This window comes from Streptomyces griseus (genome assembly GCF_900460065.1).
In the GTDB taxonomy this organism is placed as follows: domain Bacteria; phylum Actinomycetota; class Actinomycetes; order Streptomycetales; family Streptomycetaceae; genus Streptomyces; species Streptomyces griseus.
Map to the genome: position 1 here is coordinate 1 of NZ_UAVD01000041.1, position 23,896 is coordinate 23,896.

At 74.1% G+C, this 23,896-nt stretch carries 3 protein-coding genes; all 3 read right to left on the reverse strand.

The genetic code is table 11. From position 1 onward, the window contains the following. The coding region (locus DTB53_RS29810) for a type I polyketide synthase (RefSeq protein WP_440862151.1) at nt 1-7,946 on the reverse strand (7,946 nt) is incomplete at its 3' end. 403 nt (nt 7,947-8,349) lie between these two features. After that, nucleotides 8,350-9,693 (reverse strand): type I polyketide synthase, encoded by a 1,344-nt coding sequence (locus tag DTB53_RS38045; RefSeq protein ID WP_440862152.1) that lies wholly within the window; start codon nt 9,691-9,693, stop codon nt 8,350-8,352. After that, complete coding sequence (locus tag DTB53_RS29815; protein ID WP_012381764.1) at nt 9,690-23,735, reverse strand: type I polyketide synthase; 14,046 nt, start codon at nt 23,733-23,735, stop codon at nt 9,690-9,692. The genes DTB53_RS38045 and DTB53_RS29815 overlap by 4 nt, the downstream gene beginning before the upstream one ends. Nucleotides 23,736-23,896 lie beyond the last annotated feature (161 nt).

Genomic DNA, 23,896 nt, shown 5'->3' on the forward strand with positions numbered 1-23,896 from the left:
GCGTCGGCACCGGCGGCGACCAGGTCCCACAGGTCTTCCGGGGATTCCACCCGGCCGGGGAAGCGGCAGCCCATGCCGACGATGACGATCGGGTCGTCGCCGCCCTCGGACCCCGCGGGCCCGCTCTGCCCGCCCCGGGCGGGCAGGCTCCCGCCCGACCGCTGCGGACGCAGCCCGAGCAGCGTGTCCCGCAGGTGTTCGGCCAGGGCGTCCGGGCTGGGGTGGTCGAACACCAGCGTGGCGGGCAGCCGCGTGCCGAGAGCGGTGGCCAGCCGGTCGCGCAGCTGGACCGAGGTGAGTGAGTCGAATCCGAGACTGCGGAAGGCTCGCGCGGCGTCGACCTCGTCCGGGTCGGCGTGGCCGAGGACCGCGGCGGCTTCGGCACGTACGAGGTCCAGCAGCAGCCGGGTTCCGTCGGCCTCCGGCAGTGCCGCGACCCGACGGCCGAGGCCGTCCGGAACGGGCGCGGGATCGGCGTTCGCGGCGGTGGAGAGCTGGGTCGCTTCCGGGAGTTCGTCGAGGAGCCGGCTCGGGCGGGCTCCGGTGAAGAGGGGGACGAAGCGGTCCCAGTCCACGTCGGCGACGGTGAGTTGGGGTTCGTCGTCGGCGACGGCGCGGCGCAGGACGGCGACGGCGCGGTCCGGGTCCATGACGGTGATCCCGCGTCGGCGCAGGTGCTCCGCGGCGTCGCCGACGGTGGCCATGCCGACGCCGGCCCAGGCCCCCCACGCCACCGACGTGGCGGGAAGCCCCCGGGCCCGGCGGTTCTCAGCGAGAGCGTCGAGGTGGGCGTTGGCCGCCGCGTAAGCCGCCTGGCCGCCGCTGCCCCAGACGCCCGCGATCGAGGAGAAGAGAACGAACGCGTCCAGGTCCGTGTCGGCGAACACCTCGTGCAGTACGTCGGCGCCGGTCGTCTTCGCGGCCAGGGTGTCCGCGATCTCGTCCGGGGTGGTGTCAGCGAGGGACGCGTGGTGGCTGACGCCGGCGGCGTGCAGTACGGACCGGATCGGGTGGCCCTCGGCGGCCACCCTGGTGACGAGCCCGGTGACCGCGTGGCGGTCGGTGACGTCGCAGGCGACGACGGTCACCCGCGTCCCCAACTCGGCCAGGAGACGGCTCGCCTCGGGGCCCTCGGCGCCGGTGCGGCTGACGAGCACGAGGTGGTCCGCGCCCTCGGCGGCCAGCCGGCGGGCCAGGTGCGCGCCGATCCCTCCGGTCCCGCCGGTGATCAGGACCGTACCGCGGGGCTGCCAGCCTCCGTCGGCGGAGGGAGCGGGGGCGGTGGCGCGGGCTCGGACGAGCCTCCGGCCGAGGACGCCCGCGGGCCGGATGGCGACCTGGTCCTCGCCGATGTCCCGGTACCCGGCGCCGCCCGTACCCCGGCCCCCGGTGTCTCCGCCGCCTCCGGCGCTGCCCGTACCCCCGGTGACGAGGGCGCAGAGGCGGTCGTAGGCGGTGTCGTCGGGCTCGGCCGGCAGATCGGCGAGCCCGCCCCAGCCGCGCGGGTGCTCCAGGGCGGCAACCCGGCCGAGACCCCAGATCTGGGCCTGGGCGGGGTCGGTGACGGTCTCGGCGCGGTCGACGGCGACCGCACCGCGCGTCACGCACCAGAGCCTGGTCTCGGCTTCCCCCTTCGACTTCTCCGCGGCCTCGGCCTCGGCCTCGGCGAGCGTCTGGATCAGCCGTACGGTTCCGATCAGACCGGCGGAGGCCTCGGGGCGGCCGGGGTGCGCCCGCCCGTCGAGGCCCAGCAGTGACAGGACCCCGGCCGGTGGGGCGTCCGCCGCGTCGAGCGCGGCGCGCAGTGCCGTACCGGCATCGGCATGGGCGTCGGCGTCGCTGTCGCCGTCCGGGCCGACGGTGAGCAGCCGGGTTCGCGCGCCGCAACGGTCCAGCGCGGAGAGCACACCGGCCGTGTCGGCGGCGACCTCGGGGGCGGACGGCGCGACGACGATCCAGGTGCCGGTGGGACGGGGCCGGAGCGGCTCGGTCAGCCGCCGCCACGTGATCCGGTAGCGCCAGTCCCGGACGGCGGATTCCGTGTCGCGGCGTTCGCGCCAGGCCGACAGCGCGGGCAGCAGCTCGGGCAGCGCCGCCGTCTCGGCCACACCGAGCTCGTCGGTGAGCGACGTGATGTCCTGCCGGGCCACGGCGTCCCAGAAACGGGTGTCCGACGGGTCGGCCGCGGGGACCGGGGCGGCGGTGGGCTCCGGCCAGTAGCGCCGCCGCCGGAACGGATAGGTCGGCAGGGGCACGGTCCGGCCGCCCCACTCCGACGCGATGGACCGCCAGTCCAACGGGACGCCCCGGGTGTGCAGTTCGCCGACCGCGGCGGTGAGGGCGCGCGGCTCCGGCCAGGAAGGACGCAGCGACGGTACGAACGTCACCTCGTCCATGGCGTCGGGGAGGCATCCGGCGCCCATCGCGGAGAGCACGCCGTCCGGGCCGAGTTCGAGGAAGACGGTGACGCCGCGGGAGTACAGCCAGCGGATGCCGTCGTGGAAGCGGACGGTCTCCCGCACGTGCCGCACCCAGTACTCCGGTGCGGTGGCCTCGTCCGGGGTGAGGGCGGTGCCGGTCACGTTGGAGACGATCGGGATCCGCGCGGGGGCGAGGTCCAGCTCGCTCGCGAGGTCCCCGAAATCGGCGAGCATGCCGTCCATCCGGTGGGAGTGGAAGGCGTGGCTGACGTTCAACCGTCGGTGTTTGACGCCGCGTTCGGCGCACCGCGCGGCGATGTCCAGGACCGCGTCCTCGTCGCCGGAGAGCACCGTGGCGGCGGGGCCGTTCAACGCCGCGATGTCGACACGGTGCCCGTGGCCGTCGAGCAGTGGCGTCAGGTCATCGGGGGCCAGGGCAACGGCGAGCATCGCGCCGCCCTCCGGCAGCGCCTGCATGAGGCGGCCCCGGGCGGCGACGAGCCGCGCGGCGTCGGGCAGGGTGAGCACTCCGGCGACGTAGGCGGCGGTCAGCTCGCCGACGGAGTGGCCGAGCAGGTGGTCGGGGCGCAGCCCCCAGCCCTCGACGAGCCGGTAGAGCGCCGCCTCCATGGCGAACAGGGCGGGTTGGGTGTACTCGGTCCGGTCGAGGAGGGCCGCTTTGGTGCTGCCCGGCTCGGCGTGCAGGACGTCGAGCAGGGGGCGTTCCAGTTCCGGGGCGAAGGCCGCGCACACCTCGTCCAGGCACGCGGCGAAGGCGGGGTGGCTGCGGTACAGGGCGCGGCCCATGCCGACGCTCTGGCTGCCCTGGCCGGGGAAGATCACGGCGACCCGGCCCTCCCCCGCCACTCCGCGCAGGGCGGCGGGCGCGGGCCTGCCGTCGGTCAGCGCGGCGAGCGTGCCGAGCAGCTCGTCCCGGTCCGGGGCCAGGATCACGGCACGGTGTTCCAGGGCGGCGCGGGAGGTGGCCAGCGCGTGGGCGACGTCCGGCAGCGTCAGCTCCGGGTGGGCCGCGAGGTGGTCGTGGAGCCGGGAGGCCTGGGCGGTGAGCGTGGCGTCGTCGCGGGCGGACAGCAGGACCGGCAGTGGCTCCGTCGGTGACGTGCCCTCGGGGCGCGGCGGTTCGGATGCGGGGAGTTCGGGAGCGGGGAGTTCGGGAGCGGAAGGTTCCACTGCCCGGAGTTCGAGCGCGGGAAGTTCGGGAGCGGAAGGTTCCACTGCGGGGAGTTCGAGCGCGGGGAGTTCGGGTGCTTCCTCGATGACGATGTGGGCGTTGGTGCCGCTCACGCCGAACGAGGAGACGCCCGCACGGCGCGGGCGGTCGTCGCGGTCCCACGGCACCGCCTCGCTCAGCAGCGCCACCTCGCCGGCCGACCAGTCGACGTGCGGGGTCGCCTCCTCGGCGTGCAGGGTCCTGGGCAGCGTTCCGTGCCGCAGGGCGAGCACCATCTTGATCACACCGGCGGCGCCGGCGGCGGCCTGGGTGTGGCCGATGTTCGACTTGATCGAGCCGATCCGCAGGGGACGGTTCACCGGACGGTCTCCGTACGCGGCGATCAGGGCCTGTGCCTCGATCGGGTCGCCCAGCACGGTGCCCGTGCCGTGGGCCTCGACCGCGTCGACGTCGGCGGGGGTCAGGGCGCCGTCGGCCAGCGCCGCCCGGATCACCCTCTGTTGCGACGGACCGTTCGGCGCCGTCAGACCGTTCGACGCGCCGTCCTGGTTGACCGCGGACCCGCGGACCACGGCGAGCACCGGATGGCCGTTCCGACGGGCGTCGGAGAGCCGTTCCAGCAGCAGGACCGCCACGCCCTCGCCCCACGCGGTGCCGTCGGCCCGCGCGGAGAACGGCTTGCAGCGGCCGTCCGGTGCCAGGCCGCGCTGGCGGCTGAAGCTGACGAACGCACGCGGGGTGCTCATCACGGTGACGCCGCCGGCCAGGGCGAGCGAGCACTCCTGGCGGCGCAGTGCCTGGCTCGCCAGGTGAATGCTGACCAGGGAGGCCGAGCAGGCGGTGTCGACGGTCACCGCGGGGCCTTCGAGGCCGAGCGCGTACGCCACCCGCCCGGACAGGACGCTCGCCGCGTTTCCGGTGGCGGCGAAGTCCTCGCCGTCGGGCACGTCGGTGAGCAGGCTCTCGTAGTCCTGGCCGTTGGTTCCGGCGAACACCCCGGTGCGGGTGCCGCGCAGCGACCGGGGGTCGATCCCGGCGCGTTCGAGCACCTCCCACGACGTTTCGAGGAGCTGGCGCTGCTGCGGGTCCATCGCCAGCGCCTCGCGCGGGCTGATCCCGAAGAACCCGGCGTCGAACTCGGCCGCGTCGGACAGGAATCCGCCCTGCCGGACGTACGAGGTGCCCGGCCCGTCCGTCGGGGCGTGCAGCCGGGAGAGGTCCCAGCCTCGGTCCGTGGGGAAGTCGCTCATCGCGTCGACGCCGTCCGCGAGCAGCGTCCAGAGATCCTCGGGTGACCGCACGCCTCCGGGCAGTCGGCAGGCCACCGCCACGATCGCGATCGGCTCGTCGCCGTCCGGCCCGGGTGCCACGGGCCCGGGCCCGTCCGCCCGCGTCTGTGGCGTGCCGTCGGCCGCGCCCGGTTCGGCTTCGGTGCCCAGTTCGGCGTCGACGCGGGCGGTCAGGAGGCCGACGGTGGGATGGTCGAAGACCAGGGTGGCCGGCAGGGTCAGGCCGGTGGCGGCGGTGAGCCGGTTGCGCAGGTCGAGTCCGGTCAGCGAGTCGAATCCCAGCTCCCGGAAGGGGCGTTCGGACCCGATCGCGTTCGGGTCGCCGTGCCCCAGGACTGCCGCGACTTGGCCGCGGACGAGGTCGAGGACGGCCGCGTGCCGTTCGGAACCGGACAGGGCTGCCAGCCTCCGGGCCGCCTCCGGGAGGGCCGGGCCGGTGCCGTCGGCCGCGGGCGCCCCGTTCGGCACGGAAGCGCCGCGCGCGTCGGGCAGGTCGGCCAGCAGCATGCTGGGCCGTGCGGCGGTGTACGCGGGGGTGAACCGGGACCAGTCGACGTCCGCCACCAGGACGTGCGTCTCACCGTCCCCCAGCGCTCGGCCCAGGGCGGCGAGCGCGCGTTCGGGTGCCATCGGCCGGGCACCGGTGCGCCGCAGCCGCAGCACGGTGGCCGCGGAACGCGCGGCCATGCCGTCACCGGCCCAGGCTCCCCAGGCGATCGCGGTGGCCGGAAGTCCGGCGGCACGGCGCTGGTCGGCCAGCGCGTCCAGGACGGCGTTGGCCGCGGCGTAGTTGCCCTGGCCGGCGCTGCCGAGGACGCCGCCGAACGCGGAGAACAGCACGAAGGACGCCAGGGGCAGGTCGCGCGTCAGCTCGTCCAGATACCGCGCGGAGGTCGCCTTGGCGTCCAGCACCGAGGCCAGCCGCTCGGGAGTGAGAGCCGACAGCGGGGCGTCGTCCAGTACGGCGGCCGCGTGCACCACCGTGGTCAGGGGGTGCGCGGCGGGCACGGCGGCGATGGCCTCGGCCACGTCCGCGCGGCGGCTGATGTCACAGGCGCGAACGGTGACCCGGCTGCCGAGTGCTTCCAGGTCCCGGCGGAGGTCGTCGGCCCCGGGGGCGTCCGGGCCCTGTCGGCTGAGCAGCACGATGTGCTCGGCGCCGCGCTCGGCCAGCCTGCGGGCGACGTGGCCGCCGAGGGCACCGGTACCGCCGGTGATCAGGGTGCTGCCGCCGGGCGACCACTCCGGTTCGTCGCGGAGCGCGGGGGCCGTGGCACGGCGCAGCCGGCAGGCGAGCATCCTGGTGGCGCGGACGGCGATCTGGTCCTCGCCGGTGGCGCCGGTCAGCACGTGCCCGAGGCGCTGGTAGACCGAGGCGTCCGGGTCGGCGGGCAGGTCGATCAGTCCGCCCCAGCGATCGGGGTGCTCCAGTGCCGCGACCCGGCCTAGACCCCATACCGCGGCCGCTTCGGGATCACGCACCGGGTCATCGGTGCCGGTGCCGACCGCGCCCCTGGTGAGGCACCACAGCGGCGCGGTCGCGCCGGTGTCACCCAGCGCCTGTACCAGCGCGAGGTTGTCGGCCGTCGCGTGCCACTCCCCGGGGGCGGCGCCGCCGGGGAGCGCGAGGGCGGACACCACACCCGCGAGGGGTTCGGCGTTCTCGGCCACCGCGCGCAGCCGGTCGGCGAGTGCGGCCCGTCCCGTGCCCGGCTCGACGATCAGAAGTTCCGCCCGGGCTCCGAGGCCGTCGACCAGCGCCACCAGCGGAACCGAAACGTCTTCGTCATGGCTGACTACCAGCCAGGTGCCAGTCAGGAAAGGGGTGGTGTCAGCGGGTTGCGGTACCGGCTTCCAGGTGACGTGGTAGCGCAGCCCGGCCAGCGCATGGTGTTCGCGACGGCCACGCCGCCACTCCGTCAGAACCGGGAGAACCCTGTCGGAGGGCGTGTCACCGTCCAGACCCAGAGCCCCCAGATCATTACGCTCGACCGCCTCCCAGAACTCCGCCGTACTGGCATCGACATCCGACCCCACCACGGACCGCGCCGACCCCTCCAACCAATAGCGACGCCGCTGGAAGGCGTACGTCGGTAGGTCCACGGAATCCGTCCCTCGGGGCACCCAGGAATCCCACACCACATCGACCCCGTGGACATGGAGCCGGGAGAGTCCCGTCAGCAGGGTCGTCGCCTGGTCGCGGTCGCGCCGCAGGAAGCTCGCGACGACCTCGCCCTCACGCACATCCAGCGCAGCGGACAGTGCGGGCTGCGGACCGACCTCGGCCCATACCCGCACCCCCAAGCCCCGCGCCACACCAACCGCATCAGCGAAACGAACGGGACGCCGGGCGTGCTCCACCCAGTAGGCCGCGCTCCCGAAATCAGCCCCCGCGACTTCCCCGGTCACCGTCGAGACAACAGGTATCTGAGGCGCTTCAAAGGACAAGCCGGCTATCTCCCGGGAGAACTCCTCCAGCGCCGGATCCATCAACGGCGTGTGGAACGCGTGACTCACCGGGAGCCAGCGGGTCCGCACACCGTCAGCGACCAGACCGTCCACCACACCACGGACAGCATCCGCTTCACCCGCCAGGACCACCGACCCCGGCGCGTTCACCGCGGCAACCCACACCCCCGCAATCCCAGCAACCCGTTCCCGGACCACCTCCTCCGGGGCAGCAACCGACACCATCACCCCACCGGCCGGAACCTCCTCCATCAGCCGGCCACGCACACACACCAACCGCACCGCATCAGCCAGACTCAGCACACCCGAAGCCACCGCCGCACTGACCTCACCGACCGAATGCCCCACCAGGACATCCGCCCGAACACCACACTCCACCAGGACCCGCCACAGCCCCACCTCCAGCGCGACCAACCCCACCTGCGCGAACACCGTCCGGTCGATCAGCCCACCCCGGCCACCCTCACCGAACAACACCGGACGCAACGGCTCCGGCAACAACCCGTCCGCCACCGCACACACCTCGTCCACCACACCGGCGAACACCCCGAAACGCCCATACAAACCCGCACCCATACCGGCAAACTGCGAACCCTGCCCCGTGAACAACACCGCCGACTTCCCACCCACCGGCGACCCACACACCACACCATCAACCAACCCACCCTCAGCCAGCACATCCAGCCGAGCGACAAGATCAGCGACACCCTCACCCACCACCACCGCACGGTTCTCCAACACCGCACGACCCACCAACGCCGCAGCCACACCCGCGACATCAACGTCATCAACGCCCTGACCGCGACCCCGGACGAACCCGGCCAACCGCGCCGCCTGCCCCCGCAGACCCGCATCCCCACGCCCAGACACCAACCACGGCACCGGACCCGACACCACCGGCACAACAGCCTCAGGCTCCGCGACGGCGGGCGTCTCCACGGCGACGGCTCCTCCAGGATCACGTGGGCATTCGTGCCGCTCACCCCGAACGAGGACACCCCGGCCCGGCGCAGGCGCTCCTCCCCGACCAGGCCACCGGCTCCGTCAGCAGACGCACCTCACCCGCCGACCAGTCGATATGCGGCGACGGCTCGTCCACGTGCAGGGTCTCCGGAAGCAGCCCGTGCCGCATCGCCATCACCATCTTGATGACCCCGGCCACACCCGCCGCCGCCTGCGTATGCCCGATGTTCGACTTCACCGAGCCCAACCACAACGGACGCCCCTCCGCCCGGTCCTGGCCATAGGTCGCCAACAGGGCATGTGCCTCGATCGGATCGCCCAGCTTCGTGCCCGTACCGTGCGCCTCGACGACATCCACGTCACCAGCACCGAGGCCGGCGTTGGACAGGGCCTGCCGGATCACCCGCTGCTGCGACGGACCGTTCGGCGCCGTCAGACCGTTCGACGCACCGTCCTGATTCACCGCCGAACCGCGCAGCACCCCGAGCACCCGGTGCCCGTTCGCCACCGCGTCCGACAACCGTTCCAGCAGCAGCAGGCCGACGCCCTCGCCCCAGCCCGTGCCGTCCGCCGAGGCGGCGAACGCCTTGCACCGCCCGTCGGCGGACAGCCCCCGCTGCCGGCTGAACTGCACGAACGTCCGGGGCGTCGACATCACGGAGACGCCGCCGGCCAGCGCCATGGAGCACTCGCCGGAACGCAGCGCCTGCGCGGCGAGGTGCATCGCCACCAGCGACGACGAGCACGCCGTGTCCACCGTCACCGCCGGACCCTCCAGCCCGAACACGTAGGCCACCCGGCCCGATGCCACGCTCGCCGCGTTCCCGGTCAGGGAGTAGCCCTCGTCCTCCTGTTGGTCGGTGCCGGACCTGTGGGCGTAGTCCTGACCGTTGGTGCCGACGAACACGCCCACCCGGCTGCCGGCAAGACCGAGCGGATCGAGGCCCGCGCGTTCGAACAGCTGCCACGACGTCTCCAGGAGCAGCCGCTGCTGCGGGTCCATGCTGAGGGCCTCGCGCGGGCTGATCCCGAACAGTTCGGCGTCGAAGTCGCCCGCGTCGGGGAGGAAGCCGCCCTCGCGGACGTAGGACGTACCGCTGTGCCCGGGGTCGGGGTCGTACAGGGCGTCGAGGTCCCAGCCCCGGTCGTCCGGGAAGTCGGAGATGGCGTCGCCACCCGCGGCGACCAGGTCCCACAGGTCTTCGGGCGACTCCACGCCGCCGGGGAACCGGCAGCTCATGGCCACGATCGCGAGCGGCTCGCGCCCGCGCGCCTCGGCCTCGCTCAGCTGCCTCCGGGTCTGGCGCAGTTCCGATGTGGCCCGCTTGAGGTAGTCCAGGAGCTTCGCGTCCTCGGTCATCGTGCACTACCTCCCTGCGGCCCGTGGGGGGCCGCCGAGTCGTCGAATTCCTGGTCGAGAATCGCGAACACCTCGTCCGCGGTGGCCGTCTCGATGTCGCTGTCGTCGTCGGTCTCGGGCTCCGGGGGCCGGCCCCCGTGCTTCGCGGTGTCGGTGACCACGGCCACCAGCCCCTGGAGGCGGGCGACGAGCCTGTGGCGGACCGCTTCGTCGGCCTCCAGGGCCGACAGGGTGGTGTGCAGTTCGGCGAGGTGGGCGAACACCGGGTCGATGACGGCGGATCCGAACAGCTCGCCGCGCACGTGCGCGGCGAGGGCCCGCGGGGTGGGGAAGTCGAAGACCAGCGACGCCGACAGCCTGTGCTCGATGGCGGCGGCCAGCCGGTTCCGCAGTTCCATCGCGGTCAGCGAGTCGAAGCCGAGTTCCTTGAACGCCCGGTCCGGGTCCACACGTTCGGCGTCGGCGTGCGTGAGGACGTCCGCCACCGTGCGGCGGACCAGGGCGAGTACGGCTTCCTCCCGCTCCCGCTCCGGCAGGCCGGCCAGTCGCCGGGCGAACGTCTCGGATTCCGGGGCCGTTCCGCCGGCGGTGCGCGGCACCGCGCCGTTCGTCTCCCACAGCACGGGAGGCAGCACCCCGGCCGCCCGTCGGGTGGTGTCGACGCCTGCCACCGTGAAGGGCAGGTCGGCGGCGAGGGCGGCGTCGAACAGTGCGAGCCCCTCGGAGCTGGACATCTCGGCGGCGCCCCCGCCGATGATGCGGCGGATGTCGTCCTCGCCCAGGTGCCGGGTCATCCCGCTGCGTTCCGCCCACAGGCCCCAGGCGATCGAGGTGGCGGGCAGCCCCAAGGCCCGGCGGCGGTGGGCCAGCCCGTCGAGGAACGCGTTCGCGGCGGCGTAGTTGCCCTGTCCGGGGGTGCCGAGGGTGGACGCCGCCGAGGAGAACAGCACGAAGCTCCGCAGGGCGGGCCGGTCGCGGGTCAGCTCGTGCAGGTGCCACGCGGCATCGGCCTTGGGGCGGAAGACGGAGGCGAACCGGTCGCCGGTGAGCGAGGTGACGGTCCCGTCGTCGAGCACTCCGGCCGCGTGGATCACCGCGGTGAGCGGGTGTTCCACGGGCACCGCGTCGAGCACCGCGGCCAGCGCGTCCCGGTCGCCGACGTCACAGCTCTCCACGGTCACGTCCGCCCCCGCCTCGGTCAGTTCGCCGACCAGCGCGGGCATGCCGGGCGCGGTGGCGCCCCGGCGGCCGACGAGAAGGAGTCGGTGGGCGCCGTGCTCGTGGACCAGGTGGCGTGCGACGAGACCGCCGAGGGTGCCGGTGGCGCCGGTGACGAGGACCGTTCCGGAGGGGTCCAGGAGCGGTGCCCCGTCCGCCTCCCGGCCCTCCGGCGGACGTGTTCGCGGCACGGGCCGCAGCCGGGGCACGAACAGCGCGCCCGCCCGCAGTGCCGCCTGCGGCCGACCGGTGGCCGGAACGGCTGGCAGGGCGCGTACCGACTCGTCGCGCTCGTCGATGTCGACCACGACCAGCCGGTCGGGGTGCTCGGCCTGGATCGACCGGGCCAGGCCCCAGACGGCGGCACCGGCCAGGTCCGCGACGTCGCCCCCGTCGGTGGACACGGCGGAGCGGGTCACCAGTACGAGGCGGCCGTCCGCGAACCGTTCGTCCGCCAGCCACGACTGGACGATCGGCAGGAGACGGGCCACCGCGGTGTGTGCCTGGCCGGGTGCGGGAGTGCCGATCGGCCCGACCGGTACGAGGACGGTCTCCGCTGCGGTCGCCTCGGCCGGTTCCGCGCACGGGCGGACGTCGGCGCCCTGGCGTCGCAGCGCCTGGAACAGGTGGTCCTCTTCGCCGCCCACCACGGCGTAGCGGCCGGGTGCGGAGGGCTGGGAAGGCGCACCGAGCGCTTCCCAGACCAGGCGATGCAGTGGCCGGCGCCGGGCACGCAGCTGGGCTGCGGTCGGCGGCCGCAGGGTCAGCTCACCCACGTCGGCCACCGGCGTGCCGTCCGGGCCCGTCAGGCGCAGCGCCCGTGTGTCGGGGCCGGTCGGGGTCGCCCGTGCCCGGACGTCTCCGGTGAGACCGGGGAGGGCCGCGAACCCGCGCCAGCGGGCGGCCTGGCGTGGTTCGGGGGTGGCCTCCATCGTCAGCGCGCCGACGGCCTGGAGCAACGCGTGGGTGAACCGGTCGGAGGCGAGCTCCTCTCCTGCCGGTAGGCGCCCTTCGGCCAGTACGTCGTCGCCGGATCGCCACAGCCGTCCCAGCCGGGCGAGTACGTCCTCGGTGTCGTAGCCCCCTTCGGTGAGGGCACGGCGTACGACGTCTTCGGGGATCGGTTCCGCGTCGGCCGGGGGCCAGGGGGCGGCGACGGGGGCCGGTTCGTCTCCGGGGTGGGTGCGGAGCAGTCCGGTGGCGTGGCTGCTCCAGTCGGCGTCCGTGCCGTCGGCCGGTCGGGCGTGGAGGTCAACCCGTCGGGCCCCGTCGTCGTCCGGACCGCCGATGAGGAGCTGGACCTGGACCGCCTCGTCGTCGGGGATCAGCAGGGGTTCGACGATCGTGAGGTCCGCCAGTCGGGCGCTGTGCACACTGCGACCGGCGTGCAGGGTCATCTGCGCGACGACGGCGGGCGGTACGACCACCGAACCGGCCGTCGTGTACGGCCGCAGCCAGCCGTGGGTGTGCAGGGCGATCCGGCCGACGAACAGCCGGGCGTCGTCGCCGGGCAGGACGGCCACGGCGGTGAGCAGCGGATGGTCCGTCGGTGTCAGACCGGCCGGTGGGGCGTCCACCGTGGTGGCGGGCGCGTCGAGCCAGTAGCGCTGTCGCTGGAAGGCGTACGTCGGCAACGCCACCGGTTCCCCGGCGGGCAGCAGGTCCCGCCATGCCACCGGAAGACCGGCGGCCCAGGCCGCGCCCAGGCTGCTCAGCAGTTGGGCGGTCTCGGGCCGGTTCCGCCGGAGCGTGTGCAGCACCCTCCCGTCGGTGACCGTCTGCTCCATCGCCAGCGTCAGCACCGGGTGCGGACCGATCTCCACGAAGGCCTGCGATCCCGCGTCCTCCAACCGGCGCATAACATCGGCGAACAGGACCGGTCGGCGGAGGTTCTGGTACCAGTAACCGGCGTCGAGTTCCTCATCGTCGATCAGCTCGCCGGTGACCGTCGACCACATCGCCGTGTCGCTGCCGTGCGAGGACAGTCCCTCCAGCCCGGTCCGCAACTCCTCCTCGATCGCCTCCACGTGCGCGTGGTGGGAGGCGTAGTCCACCTCGATGCGACGGGCGCGGATGCCCTGTTCATCGAGCCGTACGCACAGCTCGGCGACCTCGTCCGGCGGTCCACTGACCACGACCTGTCCCGGAGCGTTCACCGCCGCCACGGTCACCGACGCGGGCAGCGCCCCCTCCGCCTCCGCCGCATCCAACGCGACGGACGCCATCGCTCCCCGACCGGCCAACTCCCGCAGTGCCCCCGAGCGCAGGGCAACGACCCGGGCGCCGTCCTCCACGCTCAACCGACCCGCGACCACAGCAGCGGCGATCTCCCCCTGCGAGTGACCGACCACGGCATCGGGTTCCACGCCCGCCGCCCGCCAGACCTCCGCCAGGGACACCATCACCGCCCACAACACCGGCTGGACCACATCCACCCGGCCCAGCCACTTCTCGTCCGAACCGGTCAACACCTCACGCAACGACCAGTCCACGAACGGATCCAACGCCCGCTCGCACACAGCCAGCCGATCAGCGAACACCGGCCACGAGTCGAGGAGTTCACGCCCCATCCCCACCCACTGACCACCTTGACCGGGGAAGACGAAGACGACGCCGGAGCCGGTTCGTGCGGGCAGCGACAGCTCGGCCTTCGTCAGTTCTTCGAGGCCCGCGAGCAGTTCCTCCACCTCCGTGCCGACCACCACGGCTCGCTGCTCCAGGGCGGCCCGGCCGGCCAGCCCCTTCGCGACGCCCGCGAGCCACTCGCGGTCGACCGGGCCCGCAGCCCGCCTGACCCGTACGAGCTCCGCCAGCCGCGCCGCCTGTCCCCGTAGGCCCGCCGTATCGCGACCCGACACCATCCACGGCAGCGGGCCGGAGTGGTCGGCCGGGGGCTCGGGGAGAGGTGCGACCGCGGGCGCCTCCTCCAGGATCACGTGCGCGTTCGTTCCGCTGACCCCGAACGAGGACACCCCAGCCCTGCGCGGGCGGCCCTCGGCCCGCCACGGGACCGGCTCGGTCAGCAGACGTACGTCCCCCGCCGACCAGTCCACATGCGGCGACGGCTCATCCACATGCAACGTCGCCGGCAACTCACCGTGCCGCATCGCCATCACCATCTTGATGACCCCGGCCACACCCGCCGCCGCCTGCGTATGCCCGATGTTCGACTTCACCGAACCCAGCCACAACGGACGGCCCTCCGCCCGCCCCTGGCCGTACGTCGCCAGCAACGCCTGCGCCTCGATCGGGTCACCCAGGCTCGTACCCGTGCCGTGGGCCTCGACGGCATCCACATCTGCCGCGGACAGACCGGCACTGGCCAGCGCCTGCCGGATCACCCGCTGCTGCGAGGGGCCGTTGGGCGCCGTCAGACCGTTCGACGCACCGTCCTGATTCACCGCGGATCCACGCAGCACCCCGAGCACCCGGTGCCCGTTGCGACGGGCGTCCGACAGCCGCTCCAGCAGCACCAGGCCGATCCCCTCGGCGGGACCGAACCCGTCCGCCGCAGCCGCGAACGCCTTGCACCGCCCGTCGGCCGACAGGCCCCGCTGCCTGCTGAACTCCACGAAGGTCTGCGGCGTCGACATCACGGAGACGCCGCCCGCCAGAGCCAGCGAGCATTCGTCGGAGCGCAGCGCCTGCGCTGCCATGTGCAGGGCCACCAACGACGACGAACACGCCGTGTCCACCGTCACCGCCGGGCCCTCGAAGCCGAAGGTGTACGCCACCCGGCCGGAGGCCACGCTGCCCGCGCTGCCGTTGCCGAGGTAGCCCTCCAGTTCCGACGGGGAGGCGCTCAGGCGCGAACCGTAGTCGTGGTACATGAGCCCGGCGAACACACCCGTACGGCTCCCCCGGAGGGCCGCCGGGTCCACCCCGGCGTCCTCCAGCGTCTCCCAGGCGACCTCCAGGAGCAGCCGCTGCTGCGGGTCCGTGGCGAGCGCCTCGCGGGGGCTGATCCCGAAGAAGTCGGCGTCGAACTCGGCGGCGTCGTGCAGGAATCCACCCTGCCGGACGTAGCTGTGCCCAAGGCTTCCGGCGTCGGCGTCGTAGAGCCGCTCAAGGTCCCATCCGCGGTCGGCGGGGAAGGGCCCCACACCGTCCACGCCGTCGGCCACCATGCGCCAGAGGTCGTCGGGTGAACTCACCCCGCCCGGGAAGCGGCAGCCGATTCCGACGATGGCGACCGGCTCGGTGGCCCTGCCCGCGCCCGGGGTTTCGGCCGAGGGAGGCGCGTCGGCCCCGAGCGGACCGTCGGCCGGGAACAGCGACGCGTGCAGCAGGCCGGCGACGGCGGCCGGGGTGGGGTGGTCGAAAAGCAGCGTCACGGGCAGTCGCAGTCCGGTCAACGAGGCCAGCCGGTTGCGCAGTTCGACGGAGGTGAGGGAGTCGAACCCGGCGTCCTGGAACGACTGGTCGGTGTCGACGTGGGCCGGGGAGGTGTGGCCGAGGACGACGGCGGTGTGGGCGCGGACCAGGTCGAGCAGCCGGGCGGCGCGCTCGGTGCCCGACAGCGCTTCCAGCCGCGCCCGGAAGTCGCCGTCCGAGGGTTCCGCCGCACTCGGCGGGGTGACCGCGGCGGTGCGCCGGGCGGGCGCGGGGGCCAAGGCCCGCAGCATCCCGGTGGCGGGCGACGGGACCGCGTCGATCTTCACCGGGACGAGGTGGGCGTCCTGACCGGCCAGCGCGGCGTCCAGCAGGAGCAGTGCTTCCTCGGTGGGCAGCGGGCGGATTCCGGCCCTGCGCATCCGGGCCAGGTCGGCACGGCCGAGGTGGCCGGTCATGCCGCTGGCCCGCGCCCACTGGCCCCAGCCCAGGGAGAGCGCGGGCAGTCCGTCGGCGCGGCGCTGCCGGGCGAGGGCTTCGAGGTAGGCGTTGGCCGCGGCGTAGTTGGCCTGGCCCGGTCCGCCGAGCGTGGCCATCACCGAGGAGAACAGGACGAAGGCGGTGAGGTCCATGTGCCGGGTCAGCTCGTGCAGGTGCCAGGCGGCGTCCACCTTCGGGCGCAGGGCCGTCCGGACGTGCGTCTCCTCCAGTGCGAGGAGTGTGGCGTCGGCGAGCACTCCTGCGGCGTGGAACACCGCGGTCAGCGGGTGCGCGGCCGGGATGCCGGAGAGCAGTGCGGCGAGCGCGTCCCGGTCGGCGGTGTCGCATGCGGCGAAGGTGACTTCGGCGCCCAGGCCGGTGAGTTCGGCGCGCAGGCTCTCGGCCCCCGGCGCGTCGGGCCCCTGTCGGCCGGTCAGCAGGAGCCGTCGGACGCCGTGCCGGGTGACGAGGTGCTGGGCGAGCAGCCGCCCGAGGGTGCCGGTGCCGCCGGTGATCAGGACGGTGTCGCCCGCTGCCGGGCGGAAGGGGGTGCCGCCTCCCGTGCGGGGCCGGTGGACGAGCCGTGGCGTACGGATCTCGCCCATGCGCAGCGCCAGTTGGCTCTCGCCGGCGGCCATCGCGGCGGTCAGGGCGCCGGCGGTCGGATCGGCAGGGACGGCACCGGCGTCGATGGCACCGGCGTCTGCTACGGCGTCGGCCTCGGCGCCGGCGTCGACATCCGCGTCCGCGTCCGCATCCGTATCCGTATCGGCGTCCAGCAGGAGGAACCGGCCGGGGTATTCCGACTGTGCCGACCGGAGCAGGCCCCAGATCGCGCCGGCAGCGGGGTCGTCGGGCCCGTCGGCCGGGCCGGTGCGGACGGCGGAGCGGGTGATGACGGCCAGCGGAACCTCCGCGAAGCGGTCGTCGGCCAGCCAGTCCTGGAGGAAGCCGAGCGTCCGCGTCACCAGGTCGTGTGTCCGGGCGGGGTGACCCGGGCTCGCCGCCGGTACGGTGCCGGTCGGCCCGGGGTGGTAGGAGACCAGCTCCGGAACCGGCCTGCCGTCGTCCACCGCGCGGGCCAGTTCGGCGAGCCCCGGGTACGTGTCGACGCCCCGGGGGTGGGCGCTGTGCGGCGACGGGTCGACGATAGCCCGGTCGGGCGCTGCCCGGGGGATCTCCGGCGCCGCGAAGGGCGTCCAGTCGACCAGGTACAGATCGTGCTCGGCGGCCGGGGCGGCGAGTTGCCCGATGTCGACCGGGCGCAGCATCAGCCCGTCCACCTCGGCGACCGGGCCGCCGGCGGGGTCGGTCGCCGTCAGCCGGGTGCCGCCGTCGGGTCGCCTGCCCAGGTGCACCCGCAGCGCGGTCGCGGCACTGGCCCGCAGCCGTACCCCGGTCCAGGAGAAGGGGAGCCGGACCCGGTCGTCGTACCGCACCAGCGGGTGCAGGGCGGCGTCGAGCAGGGCGGGGTGCAGTCCGTAGGCGCCGGCGTCCGGGGTGAGCGCGGTGTCCAGCTCGACTTCGCAGAACAGGTCGTCGCCGAGCCGCCAGAGTCGGCGCAGCCCGCGGAAAGCGGGCCCGTAACCGAAGCCCAGTCCGTCGAGGTGGGTGTAGGCGTCGTCCACGGAGACGGCCTCGGCACCGGCCGGTGGCCAGGGAGCCGTCTCCGTCGGGGAGGCCGCGTCTGCGGCGGGCGCGAGAGTGCCGCGGGCGTGGCAGGTCCACGCGGGCCGCTCGCCGTTGCCGGCGGTGTGGATGCCGACGGGCCGACGGCCGTCCGCATCCGGGGCTCCGACGACCACTTGGGTGCGTACGGTGCCGGTGGTGGGCAGCACGAGGGGCGCCTGGAGCACCAGTTCCTCGATGTCCGGGCAGCCCGTCCGGTCGCCGGCCTGGACGGCCAGCTCGACGAAGGCCGTGGCGGGCAGCAGGACGGTGCCCAGCACGGTGTGGTCGGCCAGCCAGGGGTGGGTCTGGAGGGACAGCGTGCCGGTGAGCGCGACCCCGCCGTGGTCGGCGAGCGGTACGGCCGTGGGGAGCAGCGGGTGCGTGGTGGTGTCGAGTCCCGCCGCGGACAGGTCCGGCCCGCTGCTCGGAGGGGTCAGCCAGTGGCGCTGCCGCCGGAAGGGGTAGGTGGGCAGTTCGACGGGGTGCGCGGGGGTGTTGGCGGCGTGCGGGTCCCAGCGGACGGGCGTTCCGGTCACGTGAAGGCGCGCCAGGGAGGTCAGGAGGTTCGCCAGGCCGGCGTCGTCCCGGTGCAGGGTGCCCGTGACGGTCGCGGTCGTGCCGTCGTCGCCGTGGTGTTCGAGGGTGTCCTGGAGGGCGAGGGTGAGGACCGGGTGCGGGCTGATCTCGACGAAGTTCAGGTGTCCGGTGGCGAACAGCTCGCCGGCGACGTCGGCGAAGCGGACGGTCTGCCGGAGGTTGTGGAACCAGTAGTCGGCGTCCAGTGTGCTGGTGTCGGTGATCTCGGCGCCGGTGACGGTGGAGTGGAAGGGGATGTCGCCGCGCCGCGGCGTGATCCCGGCCAGTTCGGTGGCCAGTCGTTCCCGGACGGGTTCCACCTGCGCGGAGTGCGAGGCGTAGTCGACGGCGATGCGCCGTGCCGCCACCCGGCGTTCGGTGCACACGGCGAGCAGTTCGGCGAGGGCCTCCGGGTCTCCGGCGACGACGACGGCTCCGGGGCCGTTGACGGCCGCCACCTCCAGGCGGTCGCCCCAGCGGCCGATGAGCTCGGTGGTCTCGGACAGCGGCAGGGGCAGGGACGCCATGCCGCCCCGGCCGGCGAGCACCGCGAGGGCTTGGCTGCGCCTGCACACGATCCGGGCGGCGTCGTCCAGCGACAGCGCGCCCGCGAGGTGTGCGGCGGCGATCTCGCCCTGGGAGTGCCCAACAACCGCGTCGGGCCGGACACCGTATGTCTCCCAGCTGCGGGCCAGGGAGACCATCACGGCGAACAGCACCGGCTGCACGACGTCGACCCGGTCGAGGGTGGGTGCGTCCGGTTCGCCGCGCAGGACGGCCAGCGGTGAGAACGTCAGGTACGGCTGGAGCGCGTCGGCGCAGTCGGTCAGGTGCTCGTGGAAGACCGGTGACTCCGCCATGAGCCGTACGCCCATCCCGGCCCACTGGGAGCCCTGGCCGGGAAAGACGAAGACGGTTCTGCGGTCGGCGGTGGCCGCGTCCTGGATCAGGTGGCGGGCGGTCTCGCCGTCGGCGAGCGCACGCAGTCCGGTCAGGAACGCGTCGTGGTCGGCGCCGACCACCACGGCCCGGTGGGTGAGCGCGGCCCGTCCCGTGTGGAGGGTGTGCGCGACGTCGGCGGGCGGAGTGCCGGGGTGGTCGAGCAGCCAGTCGTGCAGCCGTTGGGCCTGGTGGCGCAGCGCGTGCGGGTCACGGGCGGACAGCGGCCACGGCGCGGCTGCCGGGACCCGGCCGGGGGCTACGGGTTCCGGGTCCGCTCCCTCCCCGCCCGGTGCCTCCGGTGCCTCTGATGCCTCCGGTGCCTCTGATGCCTGCGGTGCCTCTGATGCCTGCGGTGCCTCTGGTTCGTCTGGTGCCTGCGGTGCCTGTTCCAGGATGACGTGGGCGTTGGTGCCGCTGATGCCGAACGACGACACTCCGGCGCGACGTGGCCGGTCCACGGTCGGCCAGGGGGCGGGCTCGGGCAGCAGCGCGGCGGCTCCGGCGTCCCAGTCGACGTGCGAGGAGGGGCGGTCCAGGTGGAGGGTGCGGGGCAGCATGCCGTGCCGCATCGCCAGGACCATCTTGATCACACCGGCGACTCCGGCGGCGGCCTGGGTGTGGCCGATGTTCGACTTGAGGGAGCCGAGCAGCACCGGCCGGTCGGCCGGGCGGTCCTGGCCGTAGGTGGCGAGGACGGCCTGTGCCTCGATCGGGTCGCCCAGCGTCGTGCCGGTGCCGTGCGCCTCGACCGCGTCCACGTCGGCCGCCGCGAGTCCGGCCGCGTCCAGCGCCTGCTGGATGACGCGGCGCTGAGCACCTCCGTTGGGTGCGGTCAGGCCGTTGCTGGCCCCGTCCTGGTTCACCGCGGACCCGCGCAGGAGGGCCAGCACCCGATGCCCTTCGCGGGTCGCGACGGACAGCCGTTCGAGCAGCAGGACGCCCACGCCCTCGCCCCAGGCGGTGCCGTCGGCGGCCTCGGCGAACGGTTTGCAGCGCCCGTCCGGCGCCAGTCCGCGCTGCCTGCTGAACTCGGTGAACATGCCGGGCGTCGCCATCACGCTGACGCCGCCGGCCAGGGCCATGGTGCACTCGCCGCGCGACACCGCCTGGCGGGCCAGGTGCAGGGCGACCAGTGAGGAGGAGCACGCGGTGTCGACGGTCAGCGCGGGTCCTTGCAGGCCCAGGGTGTACGCCACGCGCCCGGAGGCCACGCTGGAGGTGCTGCCGGTCAGGACGTACCCCTCGTAGCCGGCCGGCGCGTCGTCGAGACGCGAGCCGTAGTCCTGCGAGGTCGCGCCGAGGAACACGCCGGTGTCGCTGCCGCGCAGCCCGGCGGGGTCGATCCCGGCCCGCTCCAGCGCCTCCCACGAGGTCTCCAGGAGCAGCCGCTGCTGCGGGTCCATCGCGTCGGCCTCGCGCGGGCTGATGCCGAAGAAGGCCGCGTCGAACTGGGTCGCGTCGTGCAGGAAGCCTCCTTGGCGGACGTAACTGCGCGGACCGTTCTCCGGGTCCTGGTCGAACAGTTCCTCCAGCCGCCAGCCGCGGTCCTCGGGGAACTCCGTGATGGCGTCGCCCCCTTCGGCCAGCAGCCGCCACAGGTCCTCGGGGGACCGGACGTCACCGGGGAAGCGGCAGCCGATGCCGACGATCGCGACCGGTTCGTCCTCGTCGGGGACCGTGCCGGCGGGGACGGCCGGGGCCTCGGAAGTCGCCGGGAGCAGCTCTTTCCACAGGTGGCGGGCCAGCCGGGCCGGGGTCGGGTGCTCGAACAGGACGGTGGAGGGCAGGCGCAGGCCGGTGACGGCGTTCATCCGCTTCCGCATCTCGACGGCCGTCATCGAGTCGAAGCCGAGGTCGCGGAATGTCAGGTCGGCGTCCACGCCGTCGGCGGAGTCGTGCTCCAGGACCAGCGCCGCCCCGTCCCGGACCAGGTCGAGCATCGTCCGGTCCCGGTCGGTTTCGCGGAGCGGGCCGAGCCGGTCCGCCAGGGACCGCGGACCGGCTGCCGGGGCGGGCTGTTCCTCGCCCTCGTCGGTGTCCGGGGCCGGGACGGGCGGGGTGGAGGACGGCGGGGCGACGGGTCCCGGGACCGGACCGGCGGGCGCTTGCCACCAGTGGCGTTCGCGCTGGAAGGCGTAGGCCGGCAGCCGCACGCGCCGGCCGTCCGGGTCGGCGAGGACCGCCGACCAGTCCACGGAGGCGCCCTGGGTGTGGGCCTCGGCCACACTGGCCAGGAACCGGCGCCGGCCACCGTCACCGCGGCGCAGCGAGCCCGTGCCGGCGGCGGGCACCCCGGCCGCGGCAGCCGTGTCGTCCACGGCGGCGAGCAGCGCCGGGTGCGGACTGCACTCCACGAACTGCCGGTACCCGTCGGCCAGCAGCAGGCGGACGGTCTCCTCGAACCGGACCGTCCGCCGCAGGTTCCGGAACCAGTAGTCGGCGTCCAGACCGGCGGTGTCCACCACCTCGCCGGTGACCGTCGAATAGAACGGGATCCCTCCCGGGCGCGCGGAGACGCCGGCCAGCGAGCGGACGAGGTCCTCGCCGATCTCCTCCGTCTGCGTCGAGTGCGAGGCGTAGTCGACGGGCAGACGGCGTGCTTGGACCCCGTCCGCCGCCACCCGGTCCACGAAGCGGTCCACCGCCCGGGGCTCGCCGGCGACCACCGTCGACACGGGCCCGTTCACCGCCGCGACCGACAGGGCGGGGCCCGCGCCGCCGATCCGTCGCTCCACCTCGTCCGCGGACATCGACACCACGGCCATCGCGCCCCGGCCCGACAGGCGCCGCAGCGCCCGGCTCCGTACGGCGACGATGCGGGCCGCGTCCTCCAGGGACAGGGCCCGCGCCACGTAGGCGGCCGCGATCTCGCCCTGGCTGTGCCCCACCACGGCCGCCGGACGCACCCCCAGCGATTCCCACAGCCGTGCCAGCGACGTCATCACGGCGAACAGGGCGGGCTGCACCACGTCCACCCGGTCCGGCGGCGGTGCACCGGGCTCCCCGCGGAGAACCGACAGCAACGACCAGTCGACGTACGGCCGCAACGCCCGCTCGCACGCCAGCAGATGCTCGGCGAAGACCGGGAACTCCTCGTGGAGCTCCAGCCCCATGCCGGTCCACTGCGACCCCTGGCCGGGAAAGACGAACACGTTGTCACCCGGGACGGCCTGCCCCGTCACCACGTCCGGTGAGGCCTGTGCGCCGGCCAGCGCCGTCAGCGCGGCCACCCGGGCCGTACGGTCGTCGCCGAGCACCACGGCACGGTGATCGAACAGGGTGCGGTGTCCGGCCAGGGTGTGGCCGATGTCTTCGGGCCGCAGGTCCGGTTCGGACGCGACACGGGCCCTCAGCCGGTCCGCCTGGTCGCGGAGCGCGGCTGCGGAGCGGCCGGAAAGCACCCAGGGCACCGGACGGGAGTCGGCCCGCTCCCCCGCGCCGCTTCCGTCCCTGTCGCCGGGCCTCTCCGATGCCGATGCCGATGTCGGCGTCGGCGTCGGCGTCGGCGTCGGCGTTGGCGTTGGCGTTGGCGTCGCGGCCAGAACGACATGGCAGTTGGTGCCCCCCATGCCGAACGAACTCACCCCGGCGAAGGCCGGTCCGGTGCTCTCGGGCCAGGGCGTGGCCTCCTGGACGACGCCCAGCCGCAGCTCGTCCAGGGGGATGTCCGGATGGGCCCGGGTGAAGTTCAGGCTCGGCGGGATCCGGCGATGCGCCAGCGACAGGACCGTCTTGACCAGTCCCGCAATGCCCGCGGCGCCCTCCAGATGGCCGATGTTCGTCTTCACCGATCCGACCAGCAACGGGCTGTCGGCCGGCCGGCCCGCGGACAGCGCGGCGCCGAGCGCCCCCGCCTCGACGGGGTCGCCGACACGCGTACCGGTGCCGTGCAGTTCGACGTATCCGACGCGCTCCGGGGTGACTCCGGCACGCCGGTACGCCGCTCGAAGGACCTCCGTCTGGGCGCGGGCGCTGGGGCTGGTCAGACTCGCTCCGCCACCGTCGTTGTTGACCGCGCTGCCCCGGATCTCACAGTGGACGACGTCGCCGTCGGCCCGTGCCCGGTCCAGGGGCTTGAGCACCACCACGGCTCCGCCCTCGCCGCGCACGAATCCGTCGGCGCGGTCGTCGAAGGTGTGGCTGCGGCCCGTGGGCGACAGCGCGCCGAACCGGGCGGCGGCAGCGGCGCTCTCCGGAACGAGATTGAGGTGCACCCCGCCGACGAGCGCGATCTCGGACTCTCCCCGGCGCAGGCTCTCCGCCGCCAGGTGTACCGCGACCAGGGACGACGACTGGCCGGTGTCGACGGTGAGGCTCGGCCCGTTCAGACCGAGGCGGTAGGAGACCCGGTTGGCGATGAGGCTTCGGTGCAGGCCGGTGAGGCTGTGCGCGCCCACCGCCGCCATGCCCTGGCCGTGCAGCAGCCGGGCGTAGTCGTCCGCGATGGCGCCGACGAACACGCCCGCCGGCCGGTCCCGCAGTGTCTCCGGGACGATTCCGGCGTCCTCGAGCGCCTCCCAGCACAGTTCGAGCGTCAGCCGCTGCTGCGGATCCATGGTCCGCGCCTCGCGCGGTGAGATGCCGAAGAACGCCGCGTCGAACCGGTCCACCTCGTCCAGGAACGCGCCGCGGCGGGCCGCCTCCTCGGGGGGCTCCTCCTGCCATCGGCCCGCCGGTACCTGCCCGACGGCGCTGCGTCCGTCCGCCAGCAGCCGCCAGAACTCCTCGGGTGTGGCGGCTCCGGGGAGCCGGCAGGACACCCCGACCACGGCGATCGGCTCACAGCCGGTACCGCCGTCGACGTCAGTCGCCGAATCCAGCATTGCTGAAGCCACCTCCGGGTCATGAGGAAAACGAACAGGGACGGACGGACGCGCGGGCAGGGGACGAACGGGACGGACGCACGGACGGATGGGATGTTGGGACGGCTGGGACGGACGCGTGGACGGTGCGTACCGGCGCGCGGCGGAACGCCCTCAGCGCC

Excerpts from the sequence above, each read along its gene's own strand:
- DTB53_RS29815 (WP_012381764.1), bottom strand. The coding sequence starts at position 23,735 with ATGCTGGATTCGGCGACTGACGTCGACGGCGGTACCGGCTGTGAGCCG.
- DTB53_RS38045 (WP_440862152.1), bottom strand. The coding sequence starts at position 9,693 with ATGACCGAGGACGCGAAGCTCCTGGACTACCTCAAGCGGGCCACATCG.